This window comes from Cellulomonas sp., assembly GCF_015234515.1.
Taxonomy (GTDB): Bacteria; Actinomycetota; Actinomycetes; order Actinomycetales; family Cellulomonadaceae; genus Cellulomonas.
Genome location: NZ_JADGMY010000028.1, coordinates 208943 through 235091, shown reverse-complemented (window position 1 = coordinate 235091; position 26149 = coordinate 208943). Strand labels below are relative to the sequence as shown.

17 protein-coding genes are annotated in these 26149 nt (G+C 73.7%); 11 read left to right on the top strand and 6 right to left on the bottom strand.

Annotation, left to right across the window (positions count from 1 at the left end; translation table 11 throughout):
- The first annotated feature begins 14 nt into the window (after positions 1-14).
- From IR158_RS14660 to IR158_RS14635, 6 genes are read left to right on the top strand one after another with little or no spacing between them, the layout of a single operon-like run.
- The gene (locus tag IR158_RS14660) at positions 15-458 is read left to right on the top strand and encodes an adenylyltransferase/cytidyltransferase family protein (protein WP_291814156.1); all 444 of its coding nucleotides are present in this window, start codon (positions 15-17) and stop codon (positions 456-458) included.
- Between the two features lie 35 nt (positions 459-493).
- The gene (locus IR158_RS14655) at positions 494-1651 is read left to right on the top strand and encodes a DUF1972 domain-containing protein (RefSeq protein WP_291814554.1); all 1158 of its coding nucleotides are present in this window, start codon (positions 494-496) and stop codon (positions 1649-1651) included.
- Positions 1648-2421, top strand: a complete 774-nt coding sequence (locus tag IR158_RS14650) for a CDP-alcohol phosphatidyltransferase family protein (protein WP_291814155.1) — start codon at positions 1648-1650, stop codon at positions 2419-2421. The genes IR158_RS14655 and IR158_RS14650 overlap by 4 nt, the downstream gene beginning before the upstream one ends.
- Positions 2418-3395: a DUF6492 family protein gene (locus IR158_RS14645; protein ID WP_291814154.1), complete on the top strand. Its 978-nt coding sequence runs from the start codon at positions 2418-2420 to the stop codon at positions 3393-3395. Before IR158_RS14650 ends, IR158_RS14645 begins: the two co-directional genes overlap by 4 nt.
- Positions 3395-4483, top strand: a complete 1089-nt coding sequence (locus IR158_RS14640; RefSeq protein WP_291814153.1) for a glycosyltransferase family 1 protein — start codon at positions 3395-3397, stop codon at positions 4481-4483. Before IR158_RS14645 ends, IR158_RS14640 begins: the two co-directional genes overlap by 1 nt.
- Positions 4473-5438, top strand: coding sequence for a glycosyltransferase family 2 protein (locus IR158_RS14635; protein WP_291814152.1), 966 nt, complete (start codon positions 4473-4475; stop codon positions 5436-5438). The genes IR158_RS14640 and IR158_RS14635 overlap by 11 nt, the downstream gene beginning before the upstream one ends.
- Here the strand turns inward: IR158_RS14635 and IR158_RS14630 are convergent.
- Positions 5412-6446, bottom strand: a complete 1035-nt coding sequence (locus tag IR158_RS14630) for a glycosyl transferase (RefSeq protein WP_291814151.1) — start codon at positions 6444-6446, stop codon at positions 5412-5414. The two genes, IR158_RS14635 and IR158_RS14630, sit on opposite strands and share 27 nt — an antisense overlap.
- Positions 6447-6573: 127 nt before the next feature.
- Between IR158_RS14630 and IR158_RS14625 the strand changes: the two genes are divergently transcribed.
- The gene (locus IR158_RS14625; RefSeq protein ID WP_291814552.1) at positions 6574-7557 is read left to right on the top strand and encodes a glycosyltransferase; all 984 of its coding nucleotides are present in this window, start codon (positions 6574-6576) and stop codon (positions 7555-7557) included.
- The gene (locus IR158_RS14620) at positions 7554-8894 is read left to right on the top strand and encodes an oligosaccharide flippase family protein (RefSeq protein WP_291814150.1); all 1341 of its coding nucleotides are present in this window, start codon (positions 7554-7556) and stop codon (positions 8892-8894) included. The genes IR158_RS14625 and IR158_RS14620 overlap by 4 nt, the downstream gene beginning before the upstream one ends.
- Here IR158_RS14620 and IR158_RS14615 read toward each other — a convergent pair.
- Positions 8796-10046, bottom strand: a complete 1251-nt coding sequence (locus IR158_RS14615) for a glycosyltransferase family 4 protein (RefSeq protein WP_291814149.1) — start codon at positions 10044-10046, stop codon at positions 8796-8798. The two genes, IR158_RS14620 and IR158_RS14615, sit on opposite strands and share 99 nt — an antisense overlap.
- A gap of 237 nt (positions 10047-10283) precedes the next feature.
- On the opposite strand from IR158_RS14615, the gene IR158_RS14610 reads away from it, so the two are divergent.
- From IR158_RS14610 to IR158_RS14600, 3 genes are all read left to right on the top strand, one after another.
- Complete coding sequence (locus IR158_RS14610; RefSeq protein ID WP_291814148.1) at positions 10284-10979, top strand: hypothetical protein; 696 nt, start codon at positions 10284-10286, stop codon at positions 10977-10979.
- Positions 10980-11179: 200 nt separating this feature from the next.
- Entirely contained in the window at positions 11180-17032 is a 5853-nt protein-coding gene (locus tag IR158_RS14605) for a PKD domain-containing protein (protein WP_291814147.1), read from the top strand.
- A 147-nt stretch (positions 17033-17179) separates the two neighbouring features.
- Positions 17180-18445: a hypothetical protein gene (locus IR158_RS14600; protein WP_291814146.1), complete on the top strand. Its 1266-nt coding sequence runs from the start codon at positions 17180-17182 to the stop codon at positions 18443-18445.
- Here IR158_RS14600 and IR158_RS14595 read toward each other — a convergent pair.
- From IR158_RS14595 to IR158_RS14580, 4 genes are all read right to left on the bottom strand, one after another.
- Positions 18409-19527 carry a glycosyltransferase family 4 protein gene (locus tag IR158_RS14595; protein ID WP_291814145.1) on the bottom strand — a complete coding sequence of 373 codons (1119 nt, stop codon included), beginning with the start codon at positions 19525-19527 and terminating at the stop codon, positions 18409-18411. The genes IR158_RS14600 and IR158_RS14595 overlap by 37 nt on opposite strands.
- Positions 19524-21347, bottom strand: coding sequence for a polysaccharide biosynthesis tyrosine autokinase (locus IR158_RS14590; protein ID WP_291814144.1), 1824 nt, complete (start codon positions 21345-21347; stop codon positions 19524-19526). The genes IR158_RS14595 and IR158_RS14590 overlap by 4 nt, the downstream gene beginning before the upstream one ends.
- A 203-nt stretch (positions 21348-21550) precedes the next feature.
- On the bottom strand, positions 21551-24196 hold the full coding sequence (locus IR158_RS14585) for a right-handed parallel beta-helix repeat-containing protein (RefSeq protein ID WP_291814143.1): 2646 nt from the start codon (positions 24194-24196) through the stop codon (positions 21551-21553).
- Between the two features lie 557 nt (positions 24197-24753).
- The gene (locus IR158_RS14580; RefSeq protein ID WP_291814142.1) at positions 24754-25971 is read right to left on the bottom strand and encodes a hypothetical protein; all 1218 of its coding nucleotides are present in this window, start codon (positions 25969-25971) and stop codon (positions 24754-24756) included.
- Between the last annotated feature and the right edge of the window lie 178 nt (positions 25972-26149).

Sequence of the window (26149 nt, the reverse complement as noted above, 5' to 3'; positions counted from 1 at the left end):
GCGAGGAGCAACTGATGAACAACCTGACCGTCGTCGGGTACGTCCCCGGTGGTTTCGACATGCTGCACATCGGGCACCTGAACATCCTGCGGGCGGCGCGCGAGCGCTGTGACCGTCTCGTGGTCGGCGTCGCCGTCGACGAGTCGCTCGTGGCGATGAAGGGCCGCCCGCCGGTGATCCCGCACGCCGAGCGCATGGAGCTCGTCGCGAGCCTGCGCTTCGTCGACGAGGTCGTGCCCGACCACGCTCAGGACAAGCGCGTCGCCTGGCTCGAGAACCGGTTCGACGTCCTGTTCAAGGGCGACGACTGGGCGGGGACCGAGAAGGGGTCGCGGCTGGAGCGCGAGATGGCGGAGGTCGGGGCGCGGGTCGTGTACCTGCCGTACACCCCGTCCACGTCGTCGACCATGCTGCGGCAGTTCCTCGTCGCCGGTGCGGCCCGTGAGGGTGCCGCGTGACCGGCGCCGCAGCGGGTCCCCGCCTCTCGATCGCGATGGTCGGCACGCGCGGGGTCCCGGCACGGTACGGCGGTTTCGAGACGGCCGTCGAGGAGGTCGGACGCCGGCTCGCCGACGCGGGCCACCGGGTGCGCGTCTACTGCCGCTCGGGCAACTCCGGGCTGACGTCGTACGCGGGGATGGAACTCGTCACCCTGCCCGCGCTGCGCCAGCGCTCGCTGGAGACGCTGAGCCACACCGGCGTGTCCGTGGGCCACCTGCTGGGTCGCAGGACCGACGTGGCGTTCGTCTTCAACGCCGCCAACGCGCCGTACCTCCCGCTGCTGCGGATGGCGCGGATCCCCGTCGCGACGCACGTCGACGGGCTCGAGTGGCAGCGGGCCAAGTGGGGCGGCGCGGGGCGCCGGTACTACCGCGCGGCGGAGACCGCGGCGGTGCGCTGGTCCGACGCGCTCATCGCGGACGCGGTCGGGATCGCCGACTACTACCGGTCGGAGTACGACGTGCCCACGACGCTGCTGACGTACGGGGCGCCGGTCCTCGCCGCGCCCGGGCACGACGCCCTCGCCGCGGTCGGCCTCGAGCCCGGCGGGTACCACCTGGTGGTCGCCCGCTTCGAGCCGGAGAACCACGTCGACCTGTGGGTCGAGGGGTACGTCCGCAGCGGGGCGCGCCGGCCGCTCGTGGTCGTCGGGTCAGCGCCGTACGCCGACGCGTACACCGCACGCGTGCACGCCGCGGCGCAGGGGGACCCGCGGGTGCGGTTCCTCGGCGGCGTGTGGGACCAGCGCCTGCTCGACCAGCTGTACGCACACAGCCTCACCTACCTGCACGGGCACTCGGTCGGCGGCACGAACCCCTCGCTGCTGCGCGCGATCGGGGCCGGTGCGGCGACGGTGGCCTACGACGTCTCGTTCAACCGCGAGGTGGCGGGGGACGAGGGCGTCTACGTGCGCGAACCCGGTGAGGTCGCGCGGGCACTGGAGGACGCGGAGGCCGACGAGCTCGCGACGCAGGCCCGCGGGGCGCGCCTCGGCGAGCGCGCACGGGCGTACGACTGGGACGAGGTCGCCGCCGGGTACGAGCAGCTCGCCGTCGCGCTCGCCGAGCGGCGGGCCCCGGGCCCGTACCGCCGAGCGTCGCGCCGAGGCGCCGACGCGGTGCCCGCCCGAGAGACGGAGGTCGTCCGATGACCCAGACGTCCACCCACCCGCACGCCCGCCCGGCGGACGAGACGTTCCGCCAGACGCTCGGCCGTCTCTCCTCCGCGCAGAAGGGTGCCGCGCGCAGCGCACCGGCGTACTCGCGCTTCGTCAACCGGCGGCTCGGTCGCGTGCTCGCCGCGTGGGCGTACCGTCGCGGGCTGTCGCCCAACGCGGTGACCGGGATCAGCGCCCTGTGCACCTTCTCCGCGATCGCGATGCTCGCACTGGTGCCCCCGAGCATCCTGCTCGGCGTCGCCGTCAGCGTGCTGCTCGTCCTCGGCTACGCGTTCGACTCGGCGGACGGCCAGGTGGCGCGGCTGACCGGGACGGGGAGCGTCGCGGGGGAGTGGCTCGACCACATGGTCGACGCCACGAAGGTCGTCGCCCTGCCGCTCGCGCTGGCCGTCGGCATCCACCGGTTCACGGACCTCGACGACGCCTGGCTGCTGGTCCCGCTCGCGAACGCCGTCGTCGGCTCGGTGCTGTTCTTCGGGATGATGCTCACGGAACAGCTGCGCCGCGCGCAGGGTGTCGTCTCGCGCGCCACGACCGCAGGGCGCCTGCCGTGGCTCCGCTCGGTCCTGGTCCTGCCGACCGACTACGGCGTGCTGTGCCTCGCGTTCCTCCTCTACGGGCTGCCGCACGTCTTCGTCCCGCTCCTCGGCCTCCTCACCCTCGGCTCTGCCGGCTTTCTGGTCCTCGCGCTGCCGAAGTGGTTCCGCGACGTCCGCGCACTGGCACAGGGGGCCGGCGCATGAGCGGGGACACGTTCGTCCCCGTCGTGTTCGAGCTCGAGCTGCCCTTCCTCGAGCTGCAGGCCCGCTCGTTCGCCCGCAACGTCGCCCCCGAGCTGGTCGAGCGCGTGCTCGTCCTCGACAACACCCGGCACGGCATCCCCGCCCGCAGGCGTGAGGCGCTCGTCGCGGCGTACGGCCTCCACGCGCCGCGCGTCGAGATCGTTGCCGCGCGCGACGTCGCACCACCCGTGACGTCGCTCGGCTGGACGAGCCAGCAGGTGCTCAAGCTCGCCGTGGCGCGTCAGGTGCGCACCGAGCGGTACGTCACGCTCGACGCGAAGAACGTCGTCGTCAACCGTCTGGACCCCGGGTACCTGCGCGCGCCCGACGGGCGTCCCCGCGTCGGCGCGCACCCGTACACGCACCACCCCCTGCGGTCCTCGGTGGAGCGCGCGCTCGCGTACTTCGACCTCGACCCGCGGGACCACCTCGAGAGCTTCCCGGTGACGGTGACGCCCTACGTCATGCAGACGGCCGAGGTGCTCGACCTGCTGGACGACGTCGAGGGGCGCGAGCAGAGAAGCTTCGAGGCGGCCTTCGTCCGGCTCGACGTCACCGAGTTCGGGCTGTACGCGGCATGGCTCACCCGGCGCCACGGCGACCGCTCCGCCGTCTACGCCGAGGACCAGCCCGGGTGCCCGACGGTGTGGCCCGGCCGCCCCTCGCTCGAGGCGGTGGAGGAGGCGGTGCGGCTCGCCGGGGCCGGCCTGCCGGTGCTCTCCGTCCACCGCACGGCGCTCGTGCGGATGGACGGCGCCGCGACCGACGCCCTGTGCGGGTTCTGGTCGCGGGCAGGGTTGTTCCCGGACGTGGCGGCGGCACGCGCCTTCGTCGACGACTACCGGCGGTTCTACGCCCGGCACGTGTGGGTCAAGCGCGCACGGGAGGCGCCGACGCGCCTCGCCCGTCGCGTGCGCGAGCGGGTGGGGACGTGATGGCAGCCGGCCGGATGCGGGTGCTCCTCGACGGGTTCTGGTGGCACGAGGGGCCGCCGTCGAACGCCATGGTCCAGCGCGAGCTCGTGCGCGGCTGGGCTCGGACGCACCCCGAGGACGAGCTCGTCATCGCCGTGCCGGCGGCTCACCTCGAGGCGGTCCGCGAGCACGTGCCCGCGGGTGCCGAGCTCGTCGGGGTGCGTCGACGACCGCACGGCGTGTCCGTCATGTCCGAGTACCCGTCGGTGCTGCGGCGCGTCGGTGCCGACGTCGCCGTGACGCACAACTTCGTCCCGTGGGGCGTCCCGAGCGTCGTCTTCCTCCACGACGTGCTCTTCCAGGACCAGCCGAGGTGGTTCACCCCGGCAGAACGCCTCTACCTCGCGCCGGTCACCGCCCTGCTGCCGCGTGCCGGTGCGGTCGTCACGTCCTCCGGGCACGAGGCGCGGCGCATCGAGCGGCGCAACCGGCGGGTCGGTCCGGTGCGGTCGATCGGCATCGCCCCCGACCCGCGCCTCGCGACCCTGGCGCCGGTCCGGCCGCAGGTGCTCGCGGGGGTGGACGACTTCGTCCTCACCGTCGGGCGGCTCAACGTGCGCAAGAACCTCGGGACCGCCATCGCCGCCGCCGTCCGGACAGGTGAGATCGGCCCCGCCCGTCCGCTCGTGGTCGTCGGCGGCCCCGACGGCCGTGGCCCAGGGTTCGGGCCGGCGGCCCTGCAGGCGATCGAGGACGGTGCGGTCGTCCTCACGGGGCACGTCGCGGATGCCGAGCTGGCCTGGCTGTACCGGAACGCCGCGCTGTTCGTCTTCCTCTCGCTCGACGAGGGCTTCGGCCTGCCGCCGGTCGAGGCGCTCTCCTTCGGCACCCCGGTCGTCGCGAGCGACATCGGCGTGTTCCGCGAGACGATCGGGGCCCACGCGCGGCTCGTCGACCCGCTCGACGTCGACGCTGCCGCTGCCGCCATCCGGCAGGAGCTGGCGCGCGGCCGGCGCACGCCGGTGCAGCCGCTCGCGTGGGACGACGCAGCGGCGGCGCTCCGGGACACGGTCGCGGCACTCCACCACGGGCGTCGACGTGTCGCCTGACGTCGCCGGAGTCCCGCGCACCGCACTCGTCGTCGTGAACTACGGGTCGTCGGCGCTCCTCGAGCAGAACCTGGCACGGACCGCCGCCGCGCCGGGCACGTCCGTCGTCGTCGTCGACAGCTTCTCGACGTCCGCCGAACGCGCCGACGTCAGGGCGGTCGCCACCCGCCACGGGTGGGACCTCGTCGAGCCGGACCGCAACACGGGCTTCGGCGCCGGCGCCAACCTGGGTGTGGCGCGGGCGGTGCAGGCGGGCGCCACGCACGTCGTGCTGCTCAACCCCGATCTGGCCCTGGAGCCCGAGGACGTCGCCCGCCTCGTCGCCCGGACCGTCGAGGACCCGGACGCGCTCGTCGCGCCGCGCATCCTCGCGCCGTCGGGCCTGCCGTTCGCCGCGTCGACCACGGACCTGCTCCTGGACGACGGGACGATGCGGTCGAGCACCCGTCGTCCCGAGCCGCCCGACGGGCGCCCGTACGTCGAGTGGCTCTCCGGTGCGTGCCTCGCGTGCGACGTGGGGCTCTGGCAGCGGATCGGCGGCTTCGCCGAGGAGTACTTCCTCTACTGGGAGGACGTCGACCTGTCCGTCCGCGCCCAGCAGCTCGGTGCCCGGCTCGTCGTCGCCACCGAGGTGACCGCCGTGCACGACGAGGGCGGCACGCAGCAGCGCACGGGCCGTGCCAAGTCCGAGACGTACTACTACTTCAACATCCGCAACCGGCTCCTGCACGCGGCGCGCACGCTCGACGCGGTCGACCGTCGCCGCTGGTGGCGCACGACGCCGTGGGCCGTGCGCTCGATCGTCCTGCAGGGGGGCCGTCGACAGCTCCTGACGTCGCTCGCGCCGTGGCGGGCGGCGCTCCGCGGCGTGCGCGACGGGCACCGCGCGCTGCGGGCGGCCGGTGCCGGGCCGGCGTCCCGCCCGGCGTCAGAGCGTCGCCGTGCCGCGGCGTAGCCGCAGCGCCTCGCGGTAGGCCTCCCGATGCGCCACCCCTGCGTCGTCCCACTCCCGCCGCGACAGGTCGGGCTGCTGCGCCCGCGGTCCGCGGGCAGCCAGCAGCGCCCGTCGGATGGCCGCGCCGTCGAGCTCGCCCTCGAAGGTGAGCACCCAGCCCGGCCCGACCTCCTGCGCGAGCGCCCGGTTGGCCGCGTTGTCCGGCACGAGCACCGGGCGGTCGAGCGAGAGCGCGAGGAGCACCGTCCCGGAGTTGTGCATGTGCAGGTACGGCAGGACCACGAGCTCGCCCGAGGTCACCGCGCGCACCAGGTCCGCGTCGTCGAGGAACCGCAGATCGAGACGGATCGCGTCGTCGCCGTCGGCGGCCGTACGCACGTCGCCCTCGAGGTCCGGCCCGGACGGGTTGCCCGCGACGAGCAGGCTGAGCGCCGGGTCCTCGGCGTGCGCGTCACGGAAGGCGCCGATGAGCCCGACCACGTTCTTGTACCGCCGCACCAGGCCGGCGTACGTCACCTGACCGGGGACGGCGTCCGCTCGCTCGACGTCGGCGAACCAGTCCCGGTAGTGCCCGTGCAGGACGGTTGCCGACGGGCGTCCCGTCGGCGGCGTGGTCTCGTTGAGCACCACGTGCAGCGTCGTCGCGTCGTCCAGCAGGCGCAGCCACGCGTAGTCGAGCCGGCCGAGCCCCGACGGCAGCTCGAGGTTGTGGACGGTGCGGACGACCGGCGTGCGCGTGAGCCGCACGCGTGCCCAGAACGCGTAGGCGAGCAGCAGGCGCAGCGCGCGCCGCACCGGCGTGCGCCCGCCGAGCCGCGTCTCGGGCCAGTGCACGTGGACGACGTCGTACCGGCCCACCAGCGCCCGGCCGTAGGAGAAGAGCACCGGCTCGACGTCGGGCGTCCGCTCGAGCGCCGCGTGCAGCATCGCGATGTACGGGTTGGTCGTCGCACGGATCCGGGCGAACGGCTGGAGCACGCGAATCGGTCGAGCGGCGGTCGCGGGCACGGACCCTCCTCGGGACGTCGGTCGGCGGTCGCGCTGACGCTACCCTGGCGGTCCGCGCCGCGGGGGCCGCCTTCCACACCGGTCCTCGCCCACTCATCACCTGGTCAGGAAGGCGCACCCCTTGTCCGTGCTCACCGTCGCGGTCCTCACGTTCCGTCGTAACGAGCTGCTCGCCACGCTGCTGCCGCAGCTCCTGCAGCAGACCCGCGCGCTCACCGCCGCCGGGACGACGGCGACGGTGCTCGTCGTCGACAACGACCCCGACGGGGGCGCGGCGGACGTCGTCACGGCGCTCGGTGACGCCGCCGTGCGGTACGTGGCCGAGCCGCGGCCCGGGATCGCCGTGGCGCGCAACAGGGCCCTCGCCGAGGCGGGCAGCTCCGCCGCGCTCGTCTTCGTCGACGACGACGAGATCCCGGGTGAGGGCTGGCTCGCGCAGCTCGTCGCGACGTGGCGGGACACGGGCGCCGCCGGCGTCACGGGCCCGGTCGACTCGGTGTTCGACGGCGCGCTCGACCCCTGGGTGGCCGCGGGTGGCTTCTTCGCGCGCGCGCACACCCGTGGCCTGGAGACCGGCGACCGTGTCCCCGCCGCCGCCACGAACAACCTCCTGCTCGACCTCGCCGCGGTCGCTCGGCACGCCATCTCCTTCGACGAGTCCATCGGTTTGGCGGGTGGCGAGGACACCCGCTTCACGCGGTCGCTCGTGGCGGCGGGCGAGGAGATCGTGTGGTGCGCGCAGGCGCGGGTCGTCGACCGTGTGCCGCGTGACCGCATGACGCGCGCGTCGGTCGTGCGGCGGCGGTTCGCCCAGGCGAACGTCAGCGTGGGCGCGTCCGTCGCGCTGGCGCCGGGGCCCGTCTCTGGACTCAGGACGCGCGTGCGGTACGGCGCGCCCGCGCTCGGCAGGATCGCGGTGGGGGCGCTCGCCGCAGCCGCCGGGACGGTGACGCGCCGGCCCGGCGTGCAGGCCCGGGGCGTGGCGACAGGTGCACGCGGCCTGGGTGCAGCGGCCGCCGTCCTGGGTGTGCGCTACCAGGAGTACCGGCGGCCGTCGCCGGGGCGCCGGCGCGTCGCCATCGAGTCGTCGACCGGGGAGCGGGGCGCGTGACGACGCACGTCAAGGGCGAGCGGTCGGCCGTCCGGCAGGTCGGCGGGACGGCGGCCGTCAAGGTCGGAGTGATGGGGGTCGCGGGCCTCGCCGGCATCGTGACGAGCCGGCTCATCATCGAGCACTACGGCGTCGACGCGTTCGCCCAGTACGGCCTCCTCACGGGGCTCACGGGTCTCATGCCGTTCGCTGACCTCGGGATCGCCGCGGTCCTGGTCAACGCCGTCGCGTCGGCAGCGCAGCCGCGGACGGACCGTGAGGTGCGGCGCACGATCACCAGCGCCTTCCGCATCCTGCTCGTCTCCGCGACCGTCATCGCCACCGTCGCGGTCACGATCGGTGCCCTCGGCTGGTGGCCGGCGCTGCTCGGCGACGGCCTCATGGGGAACGACGGTGCACGCGCGGCGACCGTGTGCCTCGTGGTCTTCGCACTGGCACTCCCGCTCGGTGTCGGTCAGCGGGTGCTGGTCGCCCTGGGGCGGACGGCCCAGCAGACGGCGCTCGGCGGCATCGCCTCCCCGCTCGTCCTCTGCGGCGTCGCGGCGTCCGTCGCGCTGGCGTGGGCCTTCGGCCCGTACGTAGCGGTCCTTTCCTACGTCGCGAACGCGACGGTGGCGCTCCTGAGCCTCGTCCTCGCGGCGCGTCTGCTCTCGCCGCAGGTGGTGGCGGCGGCGCGCGACGTGCCGCGGCTGCGTAGCGTGCGCGGGGCCAAGGTCGTCGACGTGGCCTGGCCGATGCTCGTCCAGATGATCGCGCTGCCGATCGCCATGCAGACGGACCGGCTCCTGCTCAGCCATCTCGCGGGCACGTCGGAGCTCGCGCAGTACAACCTCGGTGCTCAGACGTTCGGACTCATCAACCAGGTCGTCGCGGCGGCCGGCGTCGCCCTGTGGCCGCTCTACGCGCGCGCACGCGCGGCGGGGAGGATCGAGAGCCCGGCTCGCGCCACCGCCGTCTTCACGGGTCTGGCCGCGACGCTGGGTCTGCTCCTGTGGCTGGCGCTGCCGCTCGTCACGCAGGTCATCACGAAGGGGAAGATCGAGCTGACGGCGACGTTCGCGGCGTCGTTCGTCCTCTTCGTCGTGGTGCAGGCGGCGAAGTACCCGCTCGGGATGTACATGACCGACGCCGCGGGACTCCGGTTCCAGGTGGTGCCGGTCGTCGCCATGGTCCCGATCAACCTCGGGCTGTCGTGGCTGCTCATCGAGCCGCTCGGCGCGGCCGGGCCGGTCCTCGGGTCAGCGGTGTCCGTGCTCGTGTGCCAGGTCGTGCCCAACGCCTGGTACGTGCGCCGGGACCTCGCGCGTCGGCGCCGGGCCCTCGCGGCCACCGACTGACCGGGCCGCGCGGGCGTACCACTCGTCCACGAGCTCGACGAGCCGGTCCGCCCGCCACCGGTCGTGCGGGACCCCGGGCTTGTCGAGCGTGTCCCGGACGGCTGCCGCGAGTCCCGCCGGCAGGTCGCCCGCGAGCGGCACCACGCGGGCGTTGTCGGCGGCGAGCAGGGGAGGGCCGCCCAGGGGCAGGCAGACGACAGGAGTCCCGAGCGCGCTCGCCTCGGCGGCGACCCACCCGGCCTGGTCGTGCATCGACGGGAACAGCAGGGCGTCCGCCGAGGCGAACGCACGCAGGACCTCCTCGCGCCGCCGATGACCCAGGAAGCGCACGCGGTCGGCAACACCGAGCCGACGGGCCAGGCGTCGCAGCGCCAGCTCCTCGTACCCCGTGCCGTAGACGTCGAGGCGCCAGCCGGCGAGCGCTGGTCGGGCCATCGCCGCGATCGCGAGCCGCCCGCCCTTCCAGGCGAGCAGCCGTGACGCGAGGACGGCGACCCGCTGGCCACGTGGTGCGGCTCCGTCGGGGACGGGCAGTCGCGGGAACGCTGCGTTGGGCTCGACGACCACGTGCGCGGCCCTGGAGAAGCGCTGCGCGACGTCGTCGTTCTGCGCGACGACGACGGCCGCGCGCCGCGCCGCGTGGTCGCCCCACAACGCGCGTGGCACGCCGGTCGCGACGACGCGCACCGCCTCGACGAGCGTGCCCCGGACCCCGAGCCAGCGCGCGAGACGACGCAGGGGCAGCGACGACGCGCCGCCCACGGGTCCCCAGACCAGCGCCGGGCCGTCGAGCCCGGCGGCACCGCACGGCAGCCAGTCGTTCGCGAACGTCACGTGGTGGACGACCTCGAACGGGGCGCGCGCGTGCAGCTCGCGCGCGCGCCGGAGAAAGGCGCGCTGCCAGGCCACGTAGTACCAGTACACGCCGGCGGCCCCGCGCTTGCGCGCGACGACTCGCGGTGACAGCTCGAGGTGCTCGACCGACAGGTGCCGGGCCAGCGCAGGGTCGGCGGCGAGCGCGCGCTCGACCGCGGGCCGGAACCGCTCCCGGGTGACGACGTGGACGTCGTGGTGCGCCGCTGCCGCGACGGCGAACGCCCAGCCCGCGTTCGCCTCGGGCTCGTCGCCCGGCCCGCACGCGTACGCGCTCACCAGAACACGCTGTCGGACCGCCGGCCCGACTTCACCATCGACACTCACGAACTCCTCCGTCCCCGCGGTCGACGCCCCGGACCGTGGCGTCGCTACACGTTAGGCGGAACGGGTGCGCGAAACGGGCGAAACGACGCATGTTCACCCGTCCCGCCGCCGCGCCCGGTGCCCGGTTCGGCATAGTCTGCCCAGGGTCGTGCGGCGCCGTCGCGTGGCGGCGCGGTCGGAGGGAAGCGCATGAGCGAGGGTGTCTCGGCTGCCGGGCCGGTGCTGTCACGGGCCCGCTGGTGGGTCGTCGCCGTGGTGGCGCTCGTCGTCGTGGCCGTCGGGCTCACGCTCGCGCTCGCGGGCTCCCGCGGGGCGGGTCGGGAGGGTGGCGCTGTCGCCGCCCCCACGCCGAGCGCGACACCCACCCGGGCCGTCGCGGGTGCGACCGCGCTGGCGGACGACCCGTCCGGCGCGGGCTCCGTCGACGACACCGCACCCTCAGCGGACCCGCCTGCCGAGGGGGCGCCTGCGGACGGCGCAGCGGTGCCGACGGTGACGGTCCCGATCGACGCCGTGGCGGAGCTCGCGGAGGCTGTCACCGCGAGGCTGAGCGCTGTCGACGCGGTCGACGGTGAGGCCGTGCAGCCGGGGGAGGTCGGCGGCCCTGCGCTGCGCGTGAAGGTCGAGCTCGTCAACGGCTCGGCCGCGCCTCTCGACCTGCGAGGTGCCGTCGTCAACCTCTACCACGGGCCCCAGCAGACCCCTGCGACGACGTTGACGGAACCCGGCGGTTCGCCGCTGCCGCACGGTCTCGAGGCCGGTGCGACGGCGACCGGTGCCTTCGTCTTCGCGGTCCCGGCCGATGCGCGCGACGACCTGCGGGTCGAGCTCGACGTGCGCGCGGTGGGGCCTGTGGTCCTGTTCGCGGGTGACGCGCAGCGCTGACACGGACGCCTGACCAGTTTCACCCGCATCCGGGTCCAGGTTCACCCGTGTGGCCCGTGTCGTCGCGCGCGGTTGATCCCGTAATGTCCGGATCATCTCAGCGACCCGTGGCGCCCCCGCCCCGAGTTCCCCGCTCCGCATGATCGAGGCCTGCCATGCGCATCTCCACGAGCGTCCTATCCCGACGCGTCGCTACCGCCATGAGCGCGACCCTCCTTCTCGGGGGGCTCGCGACCGCGGCCGCCCCGCGGGCCCTGGCCGACGACCCACCGCCGCTGCCTCGGTCCGTGAGCGCGGACGCCCTGCCCACGGCCCAGATCGACGGCGTCGTGTGGAAGCAGGTGGCCGTCGGCAGCACGGTCTACGTCGGGGGGAGCTTCTCGGCCGCACGCCCACCGGGGGTCGCCCTCGGCGGGTCCGGCACCGTGCCGCGGGCGCACATGATGGCTTACGACCTGGTGAGCGGCGCCCTGAGCGCGTCCTTCGCGCCCACGTTCAACGGTCAGGTCAACGATCTCGTCGCCTCGGCGGACGGTCGCACCCTCTATGCCGTGGGTGCCTTCACCACCGTGAACGGGCAGTCGCGCAACCGCGCCGCCGCTTTCGACATCCCGAGCGGGACCCTCAAGCCGTGGGCGCCCAACCTCAACGGCTACGCGAAGGGCGTCACGGTCGCTCCCAACGGGACCGTGTACGTCGCGGGGAACTTCTCGCACGTCGGCAACACCGCGCGCCCCAAGGTCGCGGCCTTCCACCCGACGACGGCCGCCCTCCAGTCGTTCACCGCGCCCGTCGACGACTACCAGGTGAACGCGATCCAGGTGTCGCCCGACGGGCAGACGGCAGTCATCGGTGGCAACTTCACCAGCATCGGCGGCGAGTCGACGCAGAGCTACGGCCTCGCACGGCTGGACGCCGCGACGGGGGCGCTGCTGCCGCTGCCGGTGGCCTCTACCGTCCGCAACGCCGGAGCACGGTCGGCGATCGCCTCGCTCACCAGCGACGCTTCAGGCTTCTACGGCACGGGTTGGCACATCGCCTCCACGGGCACCATCGAGGGCACGTTCAAGGCGTCGTGGGACACCGGCGAGCTCGTGTGGCTGGAGGACTGCCACGGCGACACGTACTCGGCCGCCCCCGCCGGGGACGTCGTCTACATCGCGAGCCACAAGCACTACTGCGGCAACAGCGGCGGTTTCCCGCAGACTGATCCGTGGTCGTTCTACCACGGCACTGCCGTGACGAACGACGTCCGTGGCGTCAACACCCCGGACATCTACAACTACCCCGACCACCCCGGCACGCCGCGCCCCGAGTTCCTCGAGTGGTACCCGACCTTCGTGCCCGGAACGTACACCGGGCAGGGGCAGGGGCCGTGGACCGTGACGGCAGCCGGCAGCTACGTCCTGTTCGGCGGTGAGTTCCTGCGGGTCAACGGCACGGGTCAGCAGGGCATCGTCCGGTTCCTCGACCGCTCGTCCGCGCCGAACAAGGTGGGGCCGACGGCCAAGGGCAGCGCGTTCGCGCTCGGCGGGCTGTCCTACGCGAGCGGCGAGGTGCGGCTCACCTGGCCGGGCAACGCCGACCGGGACGACGCGACGGTGCGCTACGACCTCTACCGGCAGTCGACCTCGACGCCGCCCATCCACACGGAGAGCGTCACCGCGGTGTTCTGGGCGCAACCGACGATGTCCTTCGTCGACAAGGGGCTCACCCCAGGTTCGTCGCAGCGCTACCGCGTCATCGCGACGGACCCGTGGGGCAACGCGTCGATGTCCGACTGGTTCACGGTGACGGTGAGCGACGCCCCGGTGAGCGACTACGCACGTGAGGTGCTCGGCGACGAGCCGAGCTCCTACTGGCGGTTCGGTGAGCCCACCGGTACGGCGGTGTACGACTGGATGGGGACGAACGACCTCGCGACCACGGCGGGCGTCACCCGCGGTGCCGCCGGCGCGCCGGTGGGCGACCCGAACACGGCGGCGACGTTCCCCGGGACGACGGCGGGGACGGCCGCCACCCGGACGGCCGTGGCCGCGCCCAACGTCTTCTCGGTCGAGGCGTGGTTCCGCACGACGTCCAGGACCGGCGGCAAGATCATCGGCTACGGCAACCGGGCGACGGGCAGCTCGGGCTCGTACGACCGGCACGTGTACATGACGAGCAACGGCCGTCTTGCCTTCGGCGTCTACCCCGGCACCGCGCGTGTCGTCACGTCGACCGCGTCCTTCAACGACGGGGCGTGGCACCACGTCGTCGCGACCCTCGGGTCGGGCGGCATGCAGCTGTACGTCGACGGCAAGCGTGTCGGCCAGCGCACCGACACGACGATGGGCCAGGCGTACAACGGGTACTGGCGGGTCGGCGGTGACGTCCTGTCCAGCTGGCTGAACCGCCCGTCGACCGACTACTTCGCCGGGACGATCGACGAGGTCGCGGTCTACCCGCGGGTCCTCACCCCGCAGGAGATCCGGTCCCACGTGACTGCGGCCGGGTACGCGGCAAACGTCCCGCCTGCGCCCTCCGACGTGTACGGCGCCGCCGTCTATGCCGCGGACCCCGAGCTCTTCTGGCGGTTCGACGAGGCGACCGGCTCGGCGCTCACCGACTCGGGGGCGGGCGGCAACACGGGCACGCTCACCGGCACCGGGTGGACCCGTCAGGACGCCGGCGCTCTCGCCGCCCACGAGGGGAACCGGTCCGTGCGGTTCGTCGAGGGGTCGGCGGGTGCCGCCACGACCGCCACGTTCGACAACCCGCGGGCGTACTCGCTGGAAGCGTGGTTCTCCACCACCAGCGTGCGCGGCGGGAAGATCATCGGCTTCGCCAGCCGGCAGACCGGCACGGCCGGCGACCAGGACCGGCACGTCTACCTGCAGGACGACGGCAGGCTCGTGTTCGGTGCGTGGACCGGCACGGCGAACACCGTCACGTCCGCCGAGCCGTACAACGACGGGCAGTGGCACCACGTCCTGGCGACGCAGGGCCCGGACGGCATGGTGCTGTACGTCGACGGTGAGCCCGTCGGCACGAACCCGCAGGTCGGCTCGCAGTCGTACACCGGCTACTGGCGGGTGGCGAACGGGGCGACCTGGGGGTCGACGTCCGCCGCGCTCGACGGCCGGATCGACGAGGTCGCGGTGTACTCGCGGCCCCTGAGCGGGAGCGACGCAGCTCTGCACGCCGGTCTCGGCCGGACGGGCACCACGCCGAACCTGCCGCCGCAGGCGGCGTTCGACGCCACCCTCGCGGGACGCGCGCTCACCCTCGACGGGTCGGCCTCCGCGGACGCGGACGGTGCCGTCACGTCGTGGGCGTGGGACCTCGGCGACGGCACGACGGCGGAGGGGGTGACGCCGCCGGCGCACACGTACGACCTGGCCGGCACGTACACCGTGACGCTCACGGTGACCGACGACAAGGGCGCCACGAGCGCCCGGCAGCAGTCCGTCACCGTCACCAACGCACCGCCGGTGGCGACGTTCACGGTCGCGGCGAGCTACCTCGATGTCGCCGTCGACGCCTCGGCCTCCACGGATCCCGACGGCACGGTCGTCGGGTACTCGTGGCGGTTCGGGGACGGTGCCACGGCGACCGGTGCGACGGCCTCGCACACGTACGGGAGCGCCGGCACCTACACGGTGACGCTCACCGTCTCGGACCACGACGGCGCGACGACCACCACCACGCACGACGTCACCGTCGCGCCCAACCAGGCACCCGTCGCCGGCTTCGTCGCCCAGCCGTCCGCGCTCACGGTGGCGTTCGCGCCGGTCGGCACCTCCGACCCCGACGGCACCGTGGCGTCGTACCTGTGGGACTTCGGCGACGACACGACATCGACGCAGGAGGCGCCGACGCACACGTACGCCGCGCCCGGGACGTACACGGTGCGGCTGACCGTCACCGACGACCTCGGCGCGACCGGCACGACCAGCTCGCGCGTCGTCGTCACCGCCAACGCCGCTCCCGTCGCCGCCTTCACCCCGACGGCGGCGCTCCTGCGCGTCGCGGTCGACGCGTCCGCGTCGTCCGACCCGGACGGGTCGGTCGTCGCCTACGCGTGGGACTTCGGGGACGGGGCGCAGGCCGCCGGGGTCACGGCCGAGCACACCTACGCCTCGCCCGGCACGTACACCGTGACGCTCACCGTGCGGGACAACCAGGGCGCGGTGACGACGGTGAGCCACGACGTCGAGGCCACGGCCCCGACCATGTGGGCGCAGGACAGCTTCTCGCGGTCGGCCGCCACGGGGTGGGGGTCCTCGGACACAGGGGGCGCGTGGACGCACTTCGGCAGCGCGGCCCAGTACTCGGTCGCCGACGGCACCGGCCGCGTGTCGATCGGCACCACCGCGTCGACGCCGCGCCTCCAGCTGCGCTCGGTCGCCGCGACGGACTCTGACCAGACGGTCCAGCTCTCCCTCGACAAGATCCCCGTCGGCGGCGGTGCGACCGTCGCGCTCACGAGCCGCGGGGGGAGCTGGTCGAGCCTCTACCGGGGACGGGTCTGGGTGCGTGCCAACGGCACCGTGTCCCTGCTCGTCACACGGATCGCGGGCTCGGAGTCGACCCTCGCCGCGGTCAACGTGCCTGGGCTCACGCTCACCGCCGGGACGCCGCTCAACGTGCGGTTCCGCACGGAGGGCTCGAGCCCGACGGCGCTGCGCCTCAAGGCGTGGACCGGGACGACCGAGCCTGCCGCGTGGCAGGTGCAGACGACCGACGCCACAGCGGAGCTGCAGGACGCGGGCGCGGTCGGCATCGACACCGGCCTCGACGGTGGGGTCACGAACGCTCCGGTGCGGGTGACGATCGACGAGTTCTTCGCCGGTCAGCCCGGCTCGGCGGTGCCGAACCAGGCACCGGTGCCGGCGTTCACCGCGACGGCGACCGACCTCTCCGTCGCTGTCGACGGCAGCACCTCCGTCGACCCTGACGGAACGGTGACCGTCCGGTCGTGGGACTTCGGGGACGGCTCGCCTGCCGTGACGGGCTCCCAGGCCACGCACGACTACGCCACCGACGGCACCTACCCGGTGACCCTCACGGTGACCGACAACCGTGGCGCCACCGCGTCGGTGACCCAGCAGGTGACGGTCTCGTCGCCCGCAGACGACCCGATGGCCGCGCCGGTCGCCGCCTTCGAGGCATCGCCGCTCGGGCTCACCGTGAGCGTCGACGGGTCCGCGTCGTCCGCGGGAGACGCTCCTGTCGTCGCCTGGGCGTGGGACTTCGGCGACGGGGAGCAGGGCGACGGCGCGCAGGCGCAGCACACGTACGCCGCAGCGGGCACGTACGCAGTCACGCTCACCGTCACCGGCCCCGACGGAGCGACGGACACGCTCACCCGAGAGGTCACGGTCGCGGCGGTCCCGGTGGACGAGCCGCCGGTGGAGGAGCCGCCCGGTGACGGTCCCCTCGCCCAGGACGTCTTCGACCGCACGGTCGCCACGGGCTGGGGGACGTCGACGCCGGGTGGTGCGTGGTCGCACTTCGGGTCCGCGGCGCAGTACTCCGTCGCCCCCGGCGTGGGGACGCTCCAGGCGCTCGTGCCCGGTGCCACGCCGCGGGTGCGGTGGGCGGACCTCGCTGTGCGGGACGTCGACGTGCTCGGGCAGATCTCGCTCGACAAGATCGGAGACGGCGGAGGCGCGTTCGTCGCACTCACGGCACGGTCGGGCAGCTGGTCGAGCATGTACCGCGGGCAGGTCTGGGTGAAGTCGAGCGGCGCCCTCAACCTGGTCCTGACCCGCCTCGCCCCGCGCGAGACGATCCTCGCGCAGGTGAACGTCGCAGGCGTGACCCTCGCGGCCGGCGAGCGGCTCAACGTCCGCTTCCAGGTCGTCGGTTCCGACCCGACGACGCTGCGCCTGCGGACGTGGAAGGACGGCACAGCCGAGCCCACGACGTGGCAGGTGACGGCCACGGACGCGACACCTGAGCTCCAGGACGCCGGCGGGGTCGGCGTGGACGGGCTGCTGAGCGGCACGTCGACGAACGCGCCCGTCGCGATCCGGGTGCACGGGTTGACGGTCACCGAGGCCGCCTGAGGTGCGGCGGAGCGCCTGGCGTCCCGGCGACGCCCGGCGTTCCGGCACGTCCCCTGAGCCGATCGAGGAAGGCGCCCCGCCTGCGGGCGGACGATGCAAGAGTGGTGCGCGCGCCCGTCGGCGTGGCGGGGAGGGGGACGAGAGCGGATGGAGCTCAGGGATGAGGACGCGCCGGCCTGGCGCGGCCCGGCCTACCGCGCCCTCGCGGTCCTCGGCACGGTTCTCGTCGGTGCCCGCCTCGACCTCGCCCAGGGTGCGACGCTCGGGCTGGTGCTCTGCCTCGCGCTCGCGCCGGTGTGGTGGCGCGCAGCCTGGTCGGCGGTCGGCTACCGGTGGCTCGTCGTCGCCTCGGTCCTCGCGGTCGTCGCCGGGTTCTGGCTGAGCGTCCACGCCGCGAGCGACCACACCACGAACACGACGATCGCCGTGCGCAACAGCCTCCTGGTCATCGGCCTGCCCGTGCTCGTCGGCTTCCTCGTCTGGGCATGCCGTCAGGTGGCGCCGCCGCTGCTCACCGTGTGCTTCGGCCTCGCCATGCTCGTCACCGTGCCGACGGGCGGCGCGTTCGCGAGCAACCCGTGGAAGTTCGGGTTCGCGACGCCCATGACGATCGTGCTCCTCGGGCTCGCGTGGTGGTCAGGGCGACGGTGGGTCCAGGTGGGGGTCGCGCTCGTCATCAGTGCGGTGCACGCGCTCAACGACGCGAGGTCGGCGTTCGCCATCCTCTTCATCGTCGCCGTGGTCATGCTGTGGGAGGGGCGACCGACGACCTCGACGCGCCGAGCGTCCGGCCTGCGAGCGGGTGCGTTCGTCGCCGGCCTCGGCGCCGGGGCTTACTGGCTCGTCCAGGCGCTGATCCTCGAAGGTGCGTTCGGCGAGGCGACCCAGGTACGCACCCAGGCGCAGATCGACCAGTCCGGCTCCGTGCTCGTGGGTGGCCGTCCCGAGATCGGTGCCTTTCGGTACCTGATCGCCCACCGCCCCATGGGGTTCGGCAGCGGCACGCTGCTGACGAGCGAGGACATCCTCGTCGCGAAGGAGGGCATGGCCTCTGTCGGGTACGAGCCGAACAACGGCTACGTCGAGAACTACATGTTCGGCGGCCAGATCGAGTTGCACTCCGGGGTCGGGGACCTCTGGGCGTGGTCGGGGGCGGCGGGCGTGCTCCTCGCCGCGGTGCTCGCGATGGTGGTCGCTGTGCACACCGCACGTGGGATCGGCGCGTCGACGAGTGTGGCCCTCGCCCTCGCCCTCGCACTCCGCTTCTTCTGGGACCTGCTGTTCAGCCCGTTCGTCTCGTCGACGATGAACCTCGTCCTGCTCCTCGGTCTCGGGCTCGGGGCCTGGTGGGCCGGCGACGACGAGCGGCGGCGTGTTCAGCCGCGGCCGGAAGGGGCGAACATCCACGCGTGAGCCGCTTCGCGGCCGTCCTGCGTGGGCAGGGACGCGAGAACCTCCGCGCGGGGCACGGGCGCGAGGAGCGCGTCGAGGAGCGCGTGGCCGAGGTCGGCGGCTGCTGCGCTCGACGGGAGGACCCGGTGCCCCTGCTCGGCGAGCCACGGTGCGAGGCCCGTCTGGTCGGTCGTCACGACGGTGCACCCGTGCTCGAGCGCCTCGACGATCGGCAGCCCGACCTGCTCGCGCCACGTCGGTGACTCCTGCGACGGCAGGACGAGGACCGATGCCGCCCGGAGCTCGGCGTGGATCTGCTCGCGCGGTGGGTCGACGACGACCTGTACCCGGTCGTCCCGCGCAGCGAGCGCGCGCACCTCGCCCTCGAGCGGGCCCTTGCCGACGAAAGTGAGCGTCGTCCCGGGACGCTCCGCGAGTGCCGGCCACGCTTCGAGCAGCACCGCAAGCCCCTTGCGCTCGACGAACGCGCCGAGGAACAGGAGCCTTCCCGGGTCCGGCGCGGCGGCCGGGCACGAGCACGGCGTCGGCAGGGCAGGGATGGTGCGTGTCTCCTGGTGGCGGGACGGCCGCCCGTAGAGCGCGCGATACGTCGCCTCCGCCTGCGGCGTGCCGAAGACGAGGCGGTCGACCGTACGCACGACCCGGGACGACATCCACCACTTGGCGTGGAAGGTCACCTGCTCGCGGACCGAGCGCGGCTGGTACTCGACGCGCGGGTCGTTGTTGCCGATGGCGTACGAGACGACGCGCGGGACCGGCCGGCGTCGGACGACGCGCCGCAGCCGGAGGGCGGCCAGGCACGTCGCTGCGCGGACGATGCCGGCCAGGAAAGCCGGCTCGGTGATCTCGAGAACCGCGACGTCCGAGCGCCAGAGGAGGCGCGCGGCATCGAGGGTGCTCGCGCGCCGGGCGTCGAGCCGCTGGGCGAGCTCGACGTCGAAGTCGTAGCGCGGAGCTGCGTAGAGCAGGGTGAGTCGCGGGTCCGCGGCCTGCCGCTCGAGGTGCGCGGTCCGGGCCTGCTCGTAGAGCTGGACGTGGGCGCGCAGGGGCGCCTGGGAGTGCACCGGCGCGGCGACCGTCACCGTGCGCCGCTCGCCCGCACTGCGTCCGTGGCCGCGTCGGTCGCCGCGGGACGCACGTCCGAGCCGTGGGGCCCGTGTAGCCCCTCGGTCGCACCGGCGGGCGGGTGCTCAGGACTGTCGGAGGCACGGGAGTCGTGCTCCGGGATCGCCGCGGAACGGTCGACCGGCGCCTCGTCGTGGGGGGCCTCGTCGTGGAGGGCTGCGGCGTGCGGCCCGGACGCCGCGTCGGACGCCGGCGTCTCGGACGCCCGCCGCGTCATGACCTCCCCGGCGGGGCCGGGCGGCTGCGACACGGCATCGGTCGCCCGCTCGTCGTCTGCCTCGTCCGTGGTAGTGCTGACCGGACCCCGGGCCGCGCGACCGGCCGTCGGCGCGGCGAGCACCTGATCGTCGTCGGCGGTACGGGGGGCCGGCTGCGCCGTGGCGCGGCGGCGGACCGCGGAGCCGCGCCGCGTGCCACGGCGGTGCACCGGTGTGCCCGGGAACGCGTTGCCATACGTCGCGCCCGTGCCGTCGTCCGTCCAGTTGGTCGCGACCAGCCCGAGGCACGTCGCCCCCACGCGCTCGAGCGCGGCCAGCGCTCCGCGCAAGTGCTGGCGGCGGGTCGACCGGAGGCGCGTGACGAGCAGGACGCCGTCGCTGCGGCGCCCGAGCAAGGTCGCGTCGACGACAGGGAGGACCGGGGCCGCGTCGATGACGACGAGGTCGTAATCCCGTGCGGCTTCCTCGAGCAGCGTGTGCATCGCGGGGGAGTCGAGCAGCTGGCTGGGGTTCGGGGGCCGGTCGCCGGCCGTCAGGACATGGAGGTTCGGCAGCCCCCACGTCTGGACGACGTCGTCGAGACGGGCGCGCCCGATGAGGACCGTCGTGAGGCCGGCACCTCCCTCGAGGCCCAGGGCCTCCGCGATGGCGGGCATCCGAAGATCGCCGTCGACGAGGAGCACCCGCGCGCCCTTCTCGGCCACGGCCGACGCGAGGTTCACCGACGTCGACGTCTTGCCCTCACGCGCCATCGCCGAGGTGACGACAATGGTGCGCAGGCGTCGACCCGTCTCGAGGTACTGCAGGTTCACCTGCAGGCGTCGGAACGCCTCGGCCCGAGGCGTCCCGGGCTCGGTCCGGACCGTGGTGTACGCGGCGCGGGCCGACCGGGTGCGCACGATCGTCCCGAGGACGGGCAGACCACTGACCTTCTCGACGTCGCTGCGCGTGCGTAGACGGGTGTCGAGGACGGTGAGCAGGAGAGCGAGCGCGACACCCAGCACCGCACCGGCGGCAGCACCCGACGCCGTGAGGAACCGCGTGTTCGGCTGGAAGGGCACGGCGGGCGCTACCGCCGGGGCGACCATGGTGAGCTGGATCGCGCTCTCGCCGGCCTGGGTCCGCGGTGAGAGGCTCTGGACGGTGACCGCCAGCTGGCGCGCGACGGCGTTCGAGATCGTCGCCGCGACCTGCGGGTCGGGGTCGGTCGTCGAGATCTCCAGGACGACCGTGTTCAGCGGGTTGTCGGCGGTGACGCGCTTGCTGAGGTCCTTCGCCGTCGTGTCGAGGTCGAGCTCGTCGATCACGGGGTCGAGGACGGCCGGCATGCTCGCGAGCCGGGCGAACGACGTCACCGAGTTCTGGACGAACGTCGAGCCCTGGACGAGCTCTCCGGCGGACTCGGCCTCGGTGACCGAGGCGAAGACGCTAGCCGAGGCGCGGTAGGCGGGCGTGATCGACTGGGCGTAAGCCCAGGCGAGTGCTCCGCCGACGACCGCGAGCACGGCGATGACGAACCATCGCTTTCGCAAGGCCAGCAGGTACTCGTCGAGCTCCATGCGGTGACGCTCCTCACGCAAGACCGAGATCCGATCGTCTCACGTGCCACACGGACCGACGGTCGGTATGGGACCAAACGGGTGGTTGTGTCCGGGGTGATATCGGACGAAGCAGCCGAGCGGGTGCGGCCGACCAGGGGCGTGACGGGAGGTGCTGACGGTCGCTGGCAGACGACCGTCAGCACCTCGGGTCACCGCGGCGCTCAGCCGCGTGCAGCTTCGATCGGGCCGAGCCCCTTCCATCCGGACGAGACGCCGAGGGCGGCCGCGACGTCGTCGGTCACGCCGACCGGGACGCCCTGCGCGCCGGAACGTCCGGTGGAGTTCAGCGCACGGTCGGAGCCGACGACCGCCGAGCCCTCGACGAGCTTCGACGAGTCATCGTTGCCGGTGGCGGACTGGAAGTCGCCGAGCGTCGCGTACGACACGAGCTGCGGCCCCGCTGCCCACTGCACGAGACGCGGCGGGTTGGCTGCGGACGAACGGTGATAGAGGTTCCCGGCGAGGTTGATCCCGAGGTCCTTGGCATAGCTCTTCTTGGTGAAGTCGTGCACCTGGACGGCTGCGGTCGAGCCGTTGGCGGCCGCGAGGACGTTGTTCCGCACGTCGATCGTCCGCAGCAGCCACGGCACCCCGGCGGTGCTGCCCCGGCGCTCGTCCTGCAGCATCCGGATCGCATAGCCGCGGTTCCCGGTGATCATGTTGTTGGAGACGTCGATCGTCCCGGAGTCGAAGATCTTCAGGCCCGACTCCCCGTTGTCGGCCAGGTAGTTGCCGGCCACGACGATGTTCTCGCTCAGCTCGATCTCGATGCCGTCGACCCCGTTCCCGACGACGGTGTTGTGCACGACCCGGGAGTTGCGCATGTCGACGTCGAACCACAGGCCCCGGGTGACGTTCGAGTCGAAGACCGAGCGCTCGACGGTGACGTTCGTCGAGTTGTGCAGCTTCGCGCCGCCGGAGGCGGGCTCGGCCTTGAAGCGCTCGGAGTTGTTCCGTGCGAACACCGACTCCGAGATCGTGAGGTCATCGGCCTTGCTGGCGACGAGCCCGAGGAGGCCGTTGTCCTCGACGGTGAGGCGCGAGAACGAGCTGCCCTTGGCCCAGACGTAGATCCCGATGCTCGCGTTGTCGCGGACGACGAGGTTCTCGAGCGTGACGTCGGGGACCTCGGCGCTGACGACGCCGAGCACGGCGGCGTGGTCGCCGTAGCGCTGCACGCCGATGCCGCGCACGGTCGAGCCCGCACCCTGGATCTGGATGGCCTTCTTCAGGACGCTCGCGCGCACCTCCTTGTTGCTGGGGTCCGTGCCGATGACGAGCCGGTTGGCGCTCCGGTCGACGTAGAACGTCCCTGCGGTGACAGCGCCCGCGGAGCCGACCTGGGTCAGCTCGGTGCCGCCGACCCAGACCTGGTCCGGATGGCCCGCCATGGGGTACGCGGGATCGACGTAGCGGCTGGACTCGTCCTCACCCGCGCTGAGGGAGACACGGGTGTCGAGCTTGACGTCCCAGCCCCCGACGGACCAGGTGCTGCCGGACTTCTGCCAGCCGGACACGACGCGCGAGCCGTCGAACCACACGGCCTCGCGGGGCGCGGACTGGATGGTCAGCGCTCTGTAGAAGGGCACCTGGACGCTCTCGTGGTACGTGCCCGCATGGAGGACGACGGTCGCGCCGTTGGGCGCCTTGGCCAGTGCGGTCGCCGCGCTGCCGTAGGGGGAGCCGGCAGACCCGTCGCCCTTGGCGTCGCCGCGCGGCTCGACGTGCACCGCGTTGGCCGGGACCGGGTAGGAGGTCGTGCCGACGGCTGCGGAGCCGTGGGCGGTGGCCGGGGCCTGCGTCGGGGCGGGGGCCGCCGTGGTGGTCGGCTTCGGGGTGGCTGACGGCGTGGGAGCCGCCGTGGGCTTCGCAGTGGGGCTCGCGGTGGCGGTCGGCCGGGGTGTGGTGGTCGCCTTCGGCGTGGCGCTGGCCGACGGGGTGGGGGTGGCCGACGGCGTCGCGGTCACCGGCACCATGGCGCGGGTGAGCAGGTCGTCGAGGCGCAGGCCCATCGCAGCCGTCCCGCCGGACAGACCGCCGCGCACCGACACCGTGCCGGCCTTCGAGATCCGCCGGGAGCTCGAGTCCTCGGCGCGCACCTGCCAGCTGGGAGCGGTCGTGCCGACGGGCCACGCGCGTGCGGCGACCGACACCGGTGAGCTGCCGGTCACCTGCAGCTCGAACCGGAACGCCGTCGCGGCCGACGTGGCGCGCTGCGGCAGGAGCCGGTCGGCGACGAGCACGGCATCCCCCCCGTTGGCGCGCTCGAGCTTGAGGCTGACCTTGTTGTCCTTGCCGAACCGGAGCGTCCCCCGGTACCCGGTCGAGCCCGAGCCGCGCAGCTGCAGCGTGGCGGACGCACCGTTGCCGGCGGTCGGCAGCTTGTCGACCGAGACGGTGACGGCCGCGCGGGCGTCAGCGACCGAGGTGTCGGAGGCGACGACCTGGCCGGTACGGCCGGGGGCGAGCCACATCTGGCCGCGACCGGACGTGACGGACGCGCCGACCGAGCTGTCCGCCGCGTACTTCTGGCCGCTCGTGGCTGTTCCCCAGCCGGCCCCGACGGTACGCGAGAAGCTGTCCTGCACGACCGTCTGCCCGAGCTCGTAGCTCGCCGCTGCCGAGGCGCCCTGACCCGAGGCGACGAGAGTGGCGAGGCCGAAGGCCGCCGTGACGCTCAGCGCGACGGTCTGCCGGAGGCGGCCGCGGCGCGCCGTGGCGCGGCGGGGGCCGGACCTCTCCGTACGGCTCTGTGCGCGGGCCGGACGTCGGGCGCGACGCCCGGTGGGCAGCGAGTGTGCGGCCATAGGGGGCCTCCGGGGGAAGAAGAGACTGTCCAGGGAGCCGATCGGGTGAACGACGCGTTGAGCCTCTTGGCCTACTGGTCGGTGAGTGTTCCACAGGACTCAAGGCGCTCCACAAGGCCCCATCGCGCCCGTGGACGGGGATCCGGGGAGTGCGAGAGGGTCGTCCAGGACAGCCGCCACGGACGTCGTCGTACGCCCGCGTGCGGCCTGGGGTCGTGCCCGCTCTCACCCGGGCGGGTGGTCCGCGTCACAGGTGATTGCGCAGGTCACCAGGGGGCCTGTGACGACCGGTCACTGGCGGGAGCCGCCGCCCGGCGCCCCGGTGCCCGAGTTCTGTGCGTCTGTCCAGGTTGACGCGGAGACGAAACGTGGCACATGTCAGCATCCCACATGCTGGACGCCTGAACGTGACCTATGTCACGTCTGGACAGACGGCACGATCTAGGGCAACCGGGATCACTCGTCCGGGTGAAGATCGCGCCCCGGTCCGCGCGTCGGCCCGTCCACAGCAGTGCTCCTGGCCCGCCCGTCGGGGCGGGCGCGGGTGCCCCGCCACCTCACGGGATCACGTACTGCGAGGCGTACGCCCACGCGACCAGCGCCTGCGCCACCAGCAGCACCCCGCAAAGCGCGACCACGGCGCGTTCCCGGAGTGCTTGGACCACCAACCAGACGAGCGGGAACGCCGCCAGCAGGAACCGGGGGCGTGGGCCGACCCCGCTGTACGCGAGCATCTGCCCGAGCAGCACGAGCGTGTACGTCGCCGGGACCGCGGGGATGCGGGCGCCGCGCCACACCGCCCAGGCCGCCAGCGCCAGCCAGAGGAACCCGGCCCAGATCACGAGGTAGGTGTGGTCGTGCACCAGCTCGGAGAACCCCGTGACGATGTAGGCGAACTCGATCCCGAAGTCGAGCTCCTGGTGCCAGAAGCGCTCCTGGACGACGAACCACGCGTCCGGCTGCCCGGTGCGCCACCACAGGAACGCCCAGTACCCCAGGACGCCGAGCGGGGCGAGGGCGGGCGCCACCAGGCTCCGCAGGTCGCGGTCGCGGCGCAGTGCGAGGAACGACGCGACCGCCGCGGCGGCGACCAGGCCGAGCGCGTTGGGACGGGTCGCCGTGGCGGCCATGGCGACGAGCCCGGCGGCCGCCCAGCGGTGGCGCGCCAGCAGCAGCAGGCAGGACGCGGCGAGCACGACGAGCAGCGGGTCGGACATGAACAAGGAGAACGTCGCCGACCCGGGCATGGCCACGACCACGAGCGCGGCGAGGAACGCGGCGCGTGCCGGGAGGACGGTGCGGCCGGCGGCGTGGACCGCGAGGACGGCCGCCACACCGAGCAGCGTGTTGAGGACGACGCCGGTGGCGACCACCGGGGCGCCCGTGACCTCGGAGAGCCCCCGGACCAGCATCGGGAACAGCGGGAAGAAGGCAGCCGTGGCCAGGTGGCCCTGACCTGGCTCGGGGATGAATCCCGGGTAGCCGTGCTCGACGATCGCGACGTAGAACGGCCCGTCCCAGGGTGCGAACGCGCGGGACCAGTCGAGGCCCTGCTGCCGGCGCGCGACCGCGACCGCGCCGAGCACCACGACCCGCGACACCAGGTACGCGACGAGGAGGGCCGTGCTGCTGCGCAGGTGCTCGCGGCGTGCGGGCGGGGCGTCGTCGCGGGGTGCCGCGGGCGCACGGACGAGGGTGCCGCCCTCGGGTGGGCCGTCGGTGGGTGCTCCACCCGCCGTCAGCAGGCGCGCCCGTCTCAGCAGCTGCGTGAACATCGTGCCCCCGTCGTGGACGACGGGGGCAGCGACGTGCCGGCGCGGCACTGCGCGACGGAGACCCGCATCGCCCACCCCCCGGTCAGGACGAAACCGGGGCAACCCGGTCGACCCACACTGGCAGCGGGCGCCCGTTGCGCCCACACCCGCGACGGGTGAAACCCGCCTCGGTCGACAT